At 43.1% G+C, this 11,929-nt stretch carries 9 protein-coding genes and 2 pseudogenes; 7 read left to right on the top strand and 4 right to left on the bottom strand.

Annotated features, from left to right (window positions below; translation table 11 throughout):
• Positions 1-19 precede the first annotated feature (19 nt).
• Together Vt282_RS07625 and Vt282_RS07620 are read right to left on the bottom strand one after the other, a co-directional pair.
• Positions 20-658, bottom strand: coding sequence for an OmpA family protein (locus Vt282_RS07625; protein ID WP_162063032.1), 639 nt, complete (start codon positions 656-658; stop codon positions 20-22).
• Between the two features lie 2 nt (positions 659-660).
• The gene (locus Vt282_RS07620; protein WP_174238908.1) at positions 661-1,959 is read right to left on the bottom strand and encodes a TolC family outer membrane protein; all 1,299 of its coding nucleotides are present in this window, start codon (positions 1,957-1,959) and stop codon (positions 661-663) included.
• Between the two features lie 868 nt (positions 1,960-2,827).
• Here Vt282_RS07620 and Vt282_RS07615 point away from each other — a divergent pair.
• The 3 genes and pseudogenes from Vt282_RS07615 to nspC all read left to right on the top strand — a co-directional run.
• Positions 2,828-4,300, top strand: a pseudogene (locus tag Vt282_RS07615) (pyridoxal phosphate-dependent decarboxylase family protein); the annotation flags it as partial.
• 7 nt (positions 4,301-4,307) lie between these two features.
• Positions 4,308-5,549: pseudogene (locus Vt282_RS07610) on the top strand (carboxynorspermidine synthase).
• A gap of 102 nt (positions 5,550-5,651) precedes the next feature.
• Positions 5,652-6,785: a carboxynorspermidine decarboxylase gene (nspC, locus tag Vt282_RS07605; protein ID WP_162063030.1), complete on the top strand. Its 1,134-nt coding sequence runs from the start codon at positions 5,652-5,654 to the stop codon at positions 6,783-6,785.
• 63 nt (positions 6,786-6,848) lie between these two features.
• On the opposite strand, the gene Vt282_RS07600 is transcribed toward nspC, so the two are convergent.
• Both Vt282_RS07600 and Vt282_RS07595 read right to left on the bottom strand, forming a co-directional pair.
• Complete coding sequence (locus Vt282_RS07600; RefSeq protein ID WP_162046248.1) at positions 6,849-7,361, bottom strand: glycine cleavage system transcriptional repressor; 513 nt, start codon at positions 7,359-7,361, stop codon at positions 6,849-6,851.
• A gap of 188 nt (positions 7,362-7,549) precedes the next feature.
• The gene (locus tag Vt282_RS07595) at positions 7,550-8,416 is read right to left on the bottom strand and encodes a DUF3943 domain-containing protein (protein WP_415663446.1); all 867 of its coding nucleotides are present in this window, start codon (positions 8,414-8,416) and stop codon (positions 7,550-7,552) included.
• 161 nt (positions 8,417-8,577) lie between these two features.
• Here Vt282_RS07595 and Vt282_RS07590 point away from each other — a divergent pair, with 161 nt between their 5' ends.
• From Vt282_RS07590 to Vt282_RS07575, 4 genes are all read left to right on the top strand, one after another.
• Complete coding sequence (locus tag Vt282_RS07590) at positions 8,578-9,816, top strand: CinA family nicotinamide mononucleotide deamidase-related protein (RefSeq protein ID WP_162063029.1); 1,239 nt, start codon at positions 8,578-8,580, stop codon at positions 9,814-9,816.
• Between the two features lie 282 nt (positions 9,817-10,098).
• Positions 10,099-10,341: a 30S ribosomal protein S6 modification protein gene (locus Vt282_RS07585; protein WP_162063028.1), complete on the top strand. Its 243-nt coding sequence runs from the start codon at positions 10,099-10,101 to the stop codon at positions 10,339-10,341.
• Between the two features lie 257 nt (positions 10,342-10,598).
• A complete protein-coding gene (locus tag Vt282_RS07580) occupies positions 10,599-11,339 on the top strand; it encodes a hypothetical protein (RefSeq protein ID WP_232055031.1) in 741 nt (246 codons plus the stop codon).
• A gap of 156 nt (positions 11,340-11,495) precedes the next feature.
• The gene (locus Vt282_RS07575; protein WP_162063027.1) at positions 11,496-11,876 is read left to right on the top strand and encodes a SpoIIAA family protein; all 381 of its coding nucleotides are present in this window, start codon (positions 11,496-11,498) and stop codon (positions 11,874-11,876) included.
• The last annotated feature ends 53 nt before the right edge of the window (positions 11,877-11,929 follow it).

The raw sequence follows: 11,929 nt of genomic DNA, 5'->3' as shown, positions 1-11,929 counted from the left end.
AATAACGATAGCTAGATAATTATTTAGGGATGGTATTAAAAATGGTCCATTCTTTGACGAATTCTTCGTCATAACCGACCACGGTTGCCGTAACCTTACGATTGCGAGCATGAGACAGCTCGTCATCGCCTTGCGCTTCTAGATTAGTTTCACCATAACCAACGATAGTGACACGGTCGGGAGTGATTCCGTTCGCGAGAATCTCTTTTTCTACCGCAACAGCCCGGCGCTCTGAAAGCGCTAAGTTGTATTCAGGTGCCCCCACTTTGCTGGCATAACCTTGCACTTCTATTGAGGTTTCAGGAAAACGCTTGAGGAAATCAGACATGTTTTTTATCTGCGTTTCAAAAATTGATTCGATTTGCGAGGAATCATTCGCAAACAAAATTCTTAGTTGCAGTTCATCTTCCACTTTCACAACAACCCCACACCCATCATTATTGATTAATGAGCCCTCTGGTGTCGCAACACATAAATCGCGAGCATTAATGACACCATCTCGATCATCATCAATTAAATCGGCGATTTGGTAGGCATCAGGTGTGGGAATATAGTCATATTCATCGTTTTGATAGTATTCATCATACTCGTTGTAAGCTTGGCTTGAAGAGGTCGCAAATACACCAAGCATGATCGAGAGTAGCAATGTTGGTCTCATATTTAGTACTCCACTCTTTCAGTCCATTCGTTTGGTATCTCAACCAGAAGGGCATCTAGCAAGTTACCAGTCGCATTCATAACTCGATACTTAGCATATTGTTCAGCGTAGTGAGCATCGAGGTAATCTTTGCGTGCTTGGAATAATTCGTTCTCGGTATTGAGTAGATCTAGCAAAGTTCGCTTACCGATTCGGTATTGCTTTTCGTAGGCGATGACAGTTTCAGAGGCTGAATCGACATGGTCAGCTAAAAAGTTCTTTTGTTGGAGTGTTAGGTCAAGTGCACTCCATGATAAGCGTAGACTCTCCTCAACTTGACGGTAGCTGTTATCGCGCAAGTCTTTCGCTTTGTTTAGTTGATAAGCCGCTCGCTCTGCAAGGTCTTGGTCACTACCGCCGTTGAATAGGTTGTAGCGCAATCTAAGCATTGCCAGCGTTTCATCGCTTTCGCCTTTATCACCACCAGCATCATCACGCCATGATTGGCTCGCTTCAAATGAAATAGTAGGGTAGTAATTACCTTTTGATTGATCATATTGATAACGTGCAGCATCGACATCAACCATCGCAATTTTGATCACCGGGTGCTTTTCATAAGCTTCATCAATAGCTTCGGTTAGAGACAGGGGCAGTTTGTTCTCGTCCGCGCGTGGATAAATCAAACCGAGTGGCTCTTGGCCAACTAAGCGATGGAACTGAGTGTGAGTATCAATGAGATTGTTTTGTGCCGCGAGTAGGTTACCGTGAGCTTTGGCGATACGTGCTTCGACTTGAGTAACATCAGCGGTTGAACCTAGCCCCGATACAGCACGCTTTTTAATGTCTCGATAGATTTCTTTGTGTACTGCAAGATTGCTTTCTGAGAGCGCCAATACTTCAGTGGCTTTGACGGCATCTAGGTAAACCTCGGTCACTTTTAGCGCCATATCAGATGCATCAGAGATAAGTTGAAGCCTGACCGATTCGGCATCCGCGCCGGTCCGACTGATGTCATTTAGCGTCGCGTTACCATCCCATATGAGCTGGGTGAGGCTCAGCGTTGCTTCCTTTCTGGTTAAATCCGTATCATCTCTTCCGCTTGATTCAGCTGGGTTAATACCTTCATAACCTATACCCGCATCAAGATCTATGCTTGGTAGATAAGCTCCCCCTGACGCATCGTGCTCTTTTACTGCACTGAGATACTCGTTATAGGCTTGCTTGATCTCTGGATTTGATTTTAACGTTATTGCGACAGCTTGCTCTAATGTCTGAGCACTTACAGAGTGGCTGGCGACAATTATCCCTGCCAAAACAGTCATTGCTATTTTCACGCGACTCTCCCCATGTAAAGCCAATCAATATGAACCTTTTCCCTGTGAAACATTTTTATTTCGTATAGGTTGATAAGTTAAAGGTTAGTTGAGTGTTTAAAAAGTAGAAATAGATTTGTATAAAAATGAGAAAATTAAGTAACTTGTAGTTGAGCTTGTGTCGACAAGCACAAGTTAGGTTGAAAATTTAGACTCAGAACATGACGTGAAGAAGCGATATTACTTGGAAAATGTTATGTGAATTTGGTGTGTTTATGGTTGCAGATGAAGATTAGATGTTTATATATTGCGCACCAATTGTGTTCTGTGTTATTTTCGCGCGCAATCTCGGAGAGAATTCTGGGGGATACGCGTATAACTATTCAAGCTGAGTAGTTTTACGTAGGGTAGGTATCGATAAATTCGTTATCGATAGAAGGGATACTTATGCTGTTTTGACGGCATGTAAAAGGGAAACCCAACATTGAAATCATATAAACTTTACTCACTCATCAGCTTTATTCTCCCTAAATGCCCAGTGCTTATTACGAGCAATATTACTGAGCCTTGATCCCAATTGTTGAATGTTAATCCATCACAATGATGGAACGGATTTCGCGTGCCTAGCGTTCGTGAAAATGTCGCGATTTCGCACACATTGAATTTGTGCGACGAGCTACATTTCAAGGGAATTGTTATGAGTAATGCACCAAATGGTGAATTGTCATTAGCCACATCAATGGAAGCAACGGTTGGCTTAGCCAGTGATACGGCCGGGTCTTCTCAAGTTGAAAAAAGTGCTGACGATAAGGCGTTTCAGTCGTTAGCGTTAGTTGCAGGATCCGATTTTTCATCGGCTGCTGTAGAACCGTACTCATCACACAACCAACAGCGAGATTGGACACAGTACTTTGTTCAGACTGGGCAAGGCGGTGCCCATCACTATCAAAATGTGATGAGCCATACCACGTCATCTATTCAGCAACTTTTCGGCAGTATTGATAAACCATATTCGGGGATTGAACCCAAATTACTAGAACAGGCGATCTTTGCACTGGACTTAGATACGCAACCGCAAAGCTTGCTGCATACTATCGACGAAACAATTCAGTTAATTGCGAAGAACTCGATCATTGTTCAACACCCTAACTGTATTGCCCATTTGCATACGCCACCGCTTTTAACGTCAATTGTCGCGGAATCTATCATTGCCGTGTTTAATCAATCGATGGACTCATGGGATCAAGCATCAGCGGCGACCTATGTTGAGCAAAGGGTAATTGATTGGCTATGCGGAAAATATCGGTTAGGTGAACAGTCGGATGGTGTGTTTACTAGCGGGGGAACACAAAGCAATTTGATGGGACTGCTGCTTGCAAGAGATTGGATTGCAGATCGCCTAACAGGTCATTCTGTTAAGAAAGAGGGTTTACCCGATTACGCACATAAACTGCGTATTTTATGCTCGAAAAAGTCTCATTTCACGGTTCAGAAATCGGCCTCATTGTTGGGTTTAGGTGAGCGAGCTGTTGTATCGGTGGAATGTGACGGTGGCGGTATGATGTATATATCGGCATTACGTAATGAAATTTCAGCATTAAAACAACAAGGTTTGATACCTTTTGTCGTCGTCGGTACCGCGGGTACAACGGATCACGGGGCGATTGATGATCTTGATGCTATCGCCAACGTTGCCCAGCAACACGATCTTTGGTTTCATGTTGATGGCGCTTATGGGGGCGCACTCATCTTTAGTCAACACAAGCAAAGGCTTGCTGGTATTGAGCGAGCGGATTCTTTAAGCGTTGATTTCCACAAGCTATTTTTCCAAACCATCAGCTGTGGCGCATTGCTAATTAAAGATAAAACCAACTTTAAATATCTTCTTCATCACGCGGATTATCTTAATCGCGAACACGATCAACTACCGAATTTAGTCGATAAATCTATCGCCACTACGCGCCGATTCGATGCGCTAAAAGTATTTATGACCATGCAAAGCGTTGGACCACAAGAGTTAGGTCGAATGTACGATCATTTGCTCAAACAAACTCAGCAAGTGGCGAATCTAATTAATGAACGACCAGAATTTGAGTTGTTGGCAGAGCCTTTGCTCACAACGGTGCTATTTCGTGTTGTTGATGGGCAAGTTGATGATTTAGATGAACTGAACAAAACACTGCGTGTAGAAGCTTTAACTCGTGGAATTGCAGTATTGGGTGAAACCGTCGTCGGGAAAAAGTCCGCACTTAAATTCACCATATTGAATCCATGTTTAAAAATAGAAGATTTTGAATCTTTGTTGGATGACGTTAAATCACTAGCAGTTCAGCTAGTAAACGAGAGGTAAGGAAACGATGGCAATTTTACAAATTGGTGCTGGGGGTGTTGGTTGGGTTGTGGCGCATAAAGCGGCACAAAATAATGATGTACTTGTGATATTACGATCGCATCGCGAACGCTAGAGCAAGTGCGAGAAAATTATCGAATCGATTCATAAAAACAAAACTTAAAAGATTCGTCTAAGCGCATAGTGGCACGAGCAGTGGATGCAGATGACATAGAGGCTTTGGTTGCATTGATTAATGAGGTTAAGCCGGATTTAGTGATCAATGCAGGGCCTCCATGGGTCAATATGCCGATTATGGAAGCCTGTTATCAAACGAAAGTTTCTTACCTAGATACTTCGGTTGCGGTTGATCTGTGCAGTGAAGGACAGCAAGTACCACAAGCCTATGACTGGCAATGGGATTACCAAGATAAGTTCGAGCAAGCCGGTATTACTGGCATTTTGGGGGCGGGCTTTGATCCTGGCGTGGTCTCAGTATTTGCTGCTTATGCAGTGAAGTATCTATTTGATGAAATTGACACGATTGATGTGATGGACGTGAATGCCGGCGATCATGGTAAAAAATTCGCGACCAATTTTGATCCGGAAACCAATATGCTGGAAATCCAAGGCGATTCATTTTATTGGGAAGAGGGGCTGTGGAAACAGGTGCCTTGTCATTCGCGTATGTTGGAGTTTGACTTCCCTAATTGTGGTACACAAAGTTTACTCTATGGCTCATGATGAAGTTCGTTCGCTTAAAGAGTTTATTCCAGCTAAACGCATTGAGTTTTGGATGGGGTTTGGTGATCGCTACTTAAATTATTTTAATGTGATGCGCGATATTGGATTGCTCAGCCCTGAGCCGTTGACGTTACACGATGGTACTGTTGTTCAACCGTTGCATGTATTAAAAGCATTGTTACCAGATCCAACCTCACTCGCACCTGGCTATACCGGTAAGACCTGTATCGGGACTTGGGTGCAAGGGCGTAAAGATGGCAAAGCACGCAGTGTGTTTATCTATAACAATGCTGACCACGAAGTAGCCTACGAAGATGTGGAGCATCAAGCTATTTCGTACACCACAGGCGTACCTGCTATTACGGCTGCGTTGCAGTTCTTTCGTGGAGAGTGGGCAGACAAAGGGGTGTTCAATATGGAGCAACTTAACCCTGACCCGTTCCTCGAAACCATGCCAGCCGTTGGACTTACGTGGGATGTGCTTGAATTGCCTGTAGGACAGCCGCTGATTCATACGTTGAAGTAGTGACTAAAAAAGTTAAAGGATACGTAAAGCGCGATTCCAGACTTAAGGCGTAGGCATAATCCGGAGCGATAAAAGACGCAGTGTAGGTGTTAGGTAATAGACATGCAGCATAATGAACTAAAAACGCCTTATTTTATGATCGACGAAGCCAAGTTGATCGAAAATCTAGAGAAGGCAAAGCAGCTTAAACAAATCTCCGGCGTCAAGTTGGTATTAGCACTGAAGTGTTTTTCAACTTGGGGAGTGTTTAACATTATTAAGCCGTATCTTGATGGTACGACAAGCTCTGGGCCTTTCGAAGTTAAGTTAGGTTATGAGACATTTGGTGGAGAAACTCACGCTTATAGTGTTGGTTACAGTGAAGATGACGTTAAGCAAGTCGCGGACATATGCGACAAAATGATTTTTAACTCGCAATCACAACTAGCACATTACCGACATTTGGTTGAAGGCAAAGCATCATTGGGCTTACGCTTGAATCCGGGAGTGAGCTATGCAGGGCAAGATCTTGCAAATCCTGCTCGCGCATATTCACGCTTGGGGGTTCAAGTCGATCATCTCAACTCTGAGGTATTTGATTCGATCGATGGTGTTATGTTTCACATGAATTGTGAGAACAAAGACGTTGATGCATTTATTGCTTTGCTAGAGTCGATTTCGACTCAATTTGGTCAATATCTCGATAAACTCGATTGGGTAAGCTTAGGGGGCGGTGTGTTTTTTACGTGGCCTGGCTATGATATTGAAAAGCTAGGTTTGGCATTAAAGGCTTTTGCTGAAAAACATCGAGTTCAGCTTTATCTCGAGCCCGGAGAGGCGATCATCACTCAAACAACGGATCTCGTAGTGACTGTGGTGGATATCGTAGAAAACATCAAAAAAACCGCGATTGTTGACTCGGCAACTGAAGCTCATCGATTGGATACACTGATTTACAACGAACCTGCATCGATCAGCGAAGCGAATGATGATGGCGCGTATCACTACGTCATCGGTTCTTGTTCATGTTTGGCGGGCGATCAGTTCTGCGAAGCCAGTTTTAGCGAGCCGCTTCAAATAGGGCAACAACTGCATATCGCTGACAGTGCAGGTTATACCATGGTGAAATTGAATTGGTTTAATGGGTTGCGAATGCCATCAGTTTATTGTCAGCGAGTTGGTGGTGAGGTTCAACTGCTTAATCAGTTTGACTATGACGATTTCAAGCGGTCATTGTCTCGTTGGAGTGTGAGTTAAAATTAAGCCCGCCAAATGGCGGGCTGTTTTATTCGGTATCTATTGTGGTTTACGCCTGAATAGTTAATCTTGAATAATCACTCGAGTATCTTCACTTAAAGATTCCAACTCTTTTGAGACATCAGAGATTTGAACATTAGCCGGTAATCTTAGCGTTACCTCAGCACTGAATAAGCTCGAACTGACACCACCACCGCCAGCAATAAATACGCGTTGGCAATCCATATCCATAATATCAATACCCTGATCATCCAGCAGATGGGTAATTTCATTAACAATGCCTGCACGGTCATTTGAGTCAAGGCGTATATGGAAGATGGTATCTGCGTTAAATTTATCTATGGAAGAGTCAACGATCTGTACCAGTAACTCTGGTTGTTCACTGAATGCTTGTTTCACAACAGCAGCATTTTCTTTGGGCAGTTCTACCTTAATTACAGCGGCGACTTGATCCTCAATAAAGTTCACTTTACTGATAAGCCATTTGCCTCCATTTTCATGGGTGATGGCGGCGAGTTTTTTTATTGTGGACGGGGATGCTTTTCCGACGAAGTTGGCGATAAAAGTCGTAGTCATATTATGCCTCCTGAATGCATGCGAAGGGCGAAGATCAAAGCAAAGTTGTTGCAAAAAGTTCGCTTTGCTTAGATTCAGTGTAGAACCTAGAGGCTACTATTGTTTGATTTAAGTCAATTTTCCTGCCTAAACCAGCGAGCAATTCATCAGAATCAAATACCCAGCACAAATTGAGTCTTGGACGAGGATTAAAACCTGATCTGAAGCTCGAAACCATAAAAAGCGGAGTCGTAATTCGCGCCAGAGTCAATAGCGTAATCAGCAGCCGCCTGATTACCAAACCAAGGATTGCTGGTATATTGCCAACTCGCATCACCGCCCCAAGCATCGGTCACCCAACCGTGAATATGGCCAACGGGGTTGAGGAAAAATAGTGAAACACTACCCAGTGATTCAGAGCCCCATACTTCACCTCCAGTCGCGACAATCTCTTGTTCTGCTTCAAACATCAACTCACCTACAACTGAACCGAAGAACGGCGTGATAAACAAATCTTGCCATGATGGGACTTCAGCAAAAGCTTCGACACCATACTCCCAGAAAAAGGTAGAGAGAAAGGCAGAGTATAAAAAAGAATCAAATTCATCGTAACCAGAATGTCGAGCTGTGGTGTAGTAGACGCCACCGAAGTAGGGATGCATTACATAATTGAGGAAGTGCTTATCGCGATCCCAAACCGGCCCTTCTTTGACATTATCGACCCACTTCTGTCCTAATTCTGAAAAACTGCGATCATCGTCATCCCACTGAGTAATAGACTCTGGAAGTAAGGTCATCAGAGCAACGGTGGCTACACTCAGTCCTAGAATGGTATAAGTTTGTTCTTTTAAATATTCCCAATCTTCATCAGCCGATACTTGTAAATACCGTGGAAGAGGTTCGCTTGTTGTCCTGACGTTATCCTCATCAAAATTTAACGAGTAATTGTTTTTAAAAGAGTAGAAGCTAGCTTCACTAGTCATTACACTGTCTGTTTCATAATGATCGAAATATGATTGCGACGGCTCGTTTAAAGCAGAGTTCGCGTCAGGTGTGTAAAGACTAATTAAAATCAATGTTTGCGTTATACCCACACAAAGCTCCGGACTTGAGTTGTTAATTTGTAAGGTGGTCGCTTAAGCGGCTCATGCTTAACAAGTGTAGTCAATTTAATGATTTAGTTTGTGCGCTTTGGTTAATTATTGGTCATTTGTTGGTTTTAAGTTGAAGGAATTGTATGTTGAAAATTGCAATGTTAAGTACAGGTGAGGAAGTATTGCACGGTGATATCGTCGATACGAATGCATCTTGGTTGTCTGAAATGTTTTTTCAACATGGGTTTCCGTTGACCAAACGCTCCACCGTAGGAGACAGCTTTAACGCTTTAGTTGAAGAGTTTCTGATGCTCAGTTTTAACAATAATATTGTTATTGTTAATGGTGGTTTGGGACCAACAAGCGATGACCTTAGCGCCGAAGCCGCGGCGGCTGCAGGTGAAGTGCCGTTAGAGCTATACCCAGAGTGGTTAGAGCGCCTCAGACAGTTTTTTACGGCGCGTGGTATGGTGATGCCAGAAAGCAACCGTAAACAAGCGATGCTGCCGCAAGGTTCAATCATGATTGATAATCCAATCGGCACTGCTTGTGGCTTTAAGTTCACGATAAATGACTGTTTGTTCTATTTTACGCCCGGCGTGCCGAGTGAATTTAAGCGAATGGTCGCTGAACAAATCATTCCGGATTTGCAGAAGCATTATCAGCAGGTAGAAGGTTTAGATTGTGGTCGAATTTATACTTTTGGCACATCTGAATCAGGTTTGTCAGATAAGTTAGATAAGCTGCAATTACCGCAAGGCTATCAATTAGGTTATCGCTCATATCTACCGTATATTGAAGTTAAACTGTTTGGCCCAAAGGGTGATTTAGAAACACGCTTAAAACTGATGCAGCTTATTTTTAAGTTGATTGAGTCTAATGTTGTCAGTATCGACCAGCCAATGGATGATTATCTAGGCCAACTGATTGGTGAGCGTAAAATGTCTATTTCGATCGCCGAACGTTCTACTTATGGCAACGTTGCTCAGCGCCTGCATTCCAATCAAGCTGCACAAGAATATTGTGGCCATGGTTGGGTGTTAGGAGGCAAAGTTTCTGTTGGGGATGAGAACGGTGATCAGCTGGCGGAAACATTAGCGTTAGCTGGTGCGACAAAAGAAAAATGCGCGACGGATATTGCGGTTGTTTCTGGTCAGCTTGTTGATAACACCTTTACTGTTTCGATTGCGGCTCCAGAAGGCGAGTGGGGTCAGGTATTGTCATTTAATCGTCGCTTTAGTCGCGAAGATCAGGTGACTCTGATTTCCACCGTATGTTGTGACATGTTACGCCGCTATCTCTCAAATCAGACGATGTTTCCGACATATGGTTCATTCAAGCGTGAGAAAGAGATGTACGTTCCACGCAGTATTCTAAGCTAGCTTTATTGTTATTCTTAGAAACAAAGGCCGGTATCACCATGCGTGATGCTGGCTTTTGTTGTTTCTGAGCCTTTGAGCCGTGGTGGTTTAATCATTACGTGTGATATTGATGTGTTTTTTATCGACAAATATTGTTCGAAATGCACGGCGATATAACAAAAGCGTATATCAGTTAACTGCATGTTTTATAACAATATAAAAGATTGTATCTATTTGGCAGGCAAAATTTCTAATCGATCATAAACTCAAAGTTCGAGCTTCGAAACTCACTAAGGAGGTGGTATGTTTCAGCGGTCCAAAATCCTAGTCTGGTATCAAGTGGCTAGCCAAAAAGTTGTATTGGGAGAAGCTTTTCACTCGAGTAGCTATGATGTGCATTCATTATGGCGCAATACACCTCAAGAAGATTTGCCGCAAAGTATGGGCTTTGGCCTGACGCTTTTTGATGATGGGGGAAGGGAAGTCGCTGGTAAGGCAATTTCAATGACTACCGCAGATAAAGTGCTATCCGGTAAGCTCTTCTGACATATCCAAATTGGAATCCAAGCGACGAACATCGCTAAGGCATCCCTAGCAACTCTTGAGACCATTGAAGGTTTAAATCATCTTGTAACGCTTCACTGGTCTCTAAATGAGGCTCTAAATCGTTTTCCTAAACACAAAGGCGATAACTTCGCGTAATCACCTGAAAATCGTCTCAAGGCTAGAACATTTGCTTAGTTTGGCAAAACCTCATTTTATGATGTTTAAAATACTGTAGGGATATATTGAGAGGGAACGCCGTGCCAATAAAATTCAGTTTAGTTGTATTAATGGTTTTACTTACAGGTTGTAAAACAATACCTGTCATTTTCCCTTCTGCCTATAAAGTTTTAGTGTCCAATGGTGTGCTGGTTTACGACGGACCAATTACCGGTGGTGCAGTGTTAGAGGCCATAAGGGTCGTTAGAGAAAGTGGCGAACCCATTAACACATTGAAAATTACCAGCCCGGGTGGCGATGTCGCCGCCGGAATTGAGTTTGGCTATTTTGTGAAAGAGAACAATCTTAACGTTGAAGTGAGCGAGCTGTGTTTTTCTGCTTGTGCCAATTATGTGTTGCCCGCAGCGAAAAAGGTGGTGATTAATCGTAATTCTTTGATTGGATGGCATGGTGGAGCGACAGATCCAAACGATGTGTTGTTAGCCGGAGTCCCACAGGCGCAACGCGCCCAAGCGATGGCGTATATTCATCGGCTTAGAATGAAAGAAACGGCGTTTTTTGGCTACATTGGAGTCGATCAACAAATCACAACCTATGGCGACACCATCGCTGGTAGCTGCAAAAGTAAACAAAGAACCGATGGTTGGTATTACTCAATCGAAGATATGCAAAGAATGGGTATCGATAACATTGAGATCAAAGGTAATGAATTGCTCAGTTCATTAGAATACAAGCAAGATAGTGGACAAATGGATACCACCAGTTTTTATGGTGACACCATCACGGCTTGTTTATTAGAGAATGTATTTGCAGTGCAGTAACCTTAACGAATTGGTTCGTTCTCTGTTGTTAACCATTCAAGTGTTAGTTTTATTGGATTGGAATGACAAGCTTAGTTTGCACCTAAATTATTCGCTGGAATAGCAAAAGATGCTTACTCTTAACACAGCAACATCTCAACCAAAAAGGGAAATTCGATGAGTAACTCAGACCATAAAATTACATTTAGTATTGAGCATATTGGAGCCGAGCCGGTTCTTGTGTTTAAAGCTGTTGGCACATTAACTCACGAAGATTATGAGGCGATGACGCCGCTTTTAGAGTCAAGACTACACAGTCTCGAAGGGCAGCCTATCAAGATGTTGGTCGATATTACCGAGTTTGAAGGTTGGGAGCTAAGAGCTGCTTGGGATGATTTCAAGTTCGGACTCAAAGTTGGGTTAAAGATTGATAAAATCGCCATTTATGGCGACAAAAACTGGCAAGAGCTTGCAGCAAAAGTTGGCGGTTGGTTTATCTCAGGTGAAATGAAATCGTTTGGTGATTATCAGTCAGCGGCAGATTGGATTGCGGATTGATGGGAAAACGGCAACGATAGCATCATCACAAAAGTAAAAAGCTCCCTAGAGGG

The organism is Vibrio taketomensis (assembly GCF_009938165.1).
In the GTDB taxonomy this organism is placed as follows: Bacteria; Pseudomonadota; Gammaproteobacteria; order Enterobacterales; family Vibrionaceae; genus Vibrio; species Vibrio taketomensis.
This window is presented reverse-complemented; position numbering and strand designations above follow the sequence as displayed.

What these genes read in the sequence shown, in the direction of transcription:
- Vt282_RS07625 (WP_162063032.1), bottom strand. Translation starts at nt 658, where the DNA reads ATGAGACCAACATTGCTACTCTCGATCATGCTTGGTGTATTTGCGACC.
- Vt282_RS07620 (WP_174238908.1), bottom strand. Translation starts at nt 1,959, where the DNA reads ATGACTGTTTTGGCAGGGATAATTGTCGCCAGCCACTCTGTAAGTGCT.
- nspC (WP_162063030.1), top strand. Translation starts at nt 5,652, where the DNA reads ATGCAGCATAATGAACTAAAAACGCCTTATTTTATGATCGACGAAGCC.
- Vt282_RS07600 (WP_162046248.1), bottom strand. Translation starts at nt 7,361, where the DNA reads ATGACTACGACTTTTATCGCCAACTTCGTCGGAAAAGCATCCCCGTCC.
- Vt282_RS07590 (WP_162063029.1), top strand. Translation starts at nt 8,578, where the DNA reads ATGTTGAAAATTGCAATGTTAAGTACAGGTGAGGAAGTATTGCACGGT.
- Vt282_RS07585 (WP_162063028.1), top strand. Translation starts at nt 10,099, where the DNA reads ATGTTTCAGCGGTCCAAAATCCTAGTCTGGTATCAAGTGGCTAGCCAA.
- Vt282_RS07575 (WP_162063027.1), top strand. Translation starts at nt 11,496, where the DNA reads ATGAGTAACTCAGACCATAAAATTACATTTAGTATTGAGCATATTGGA.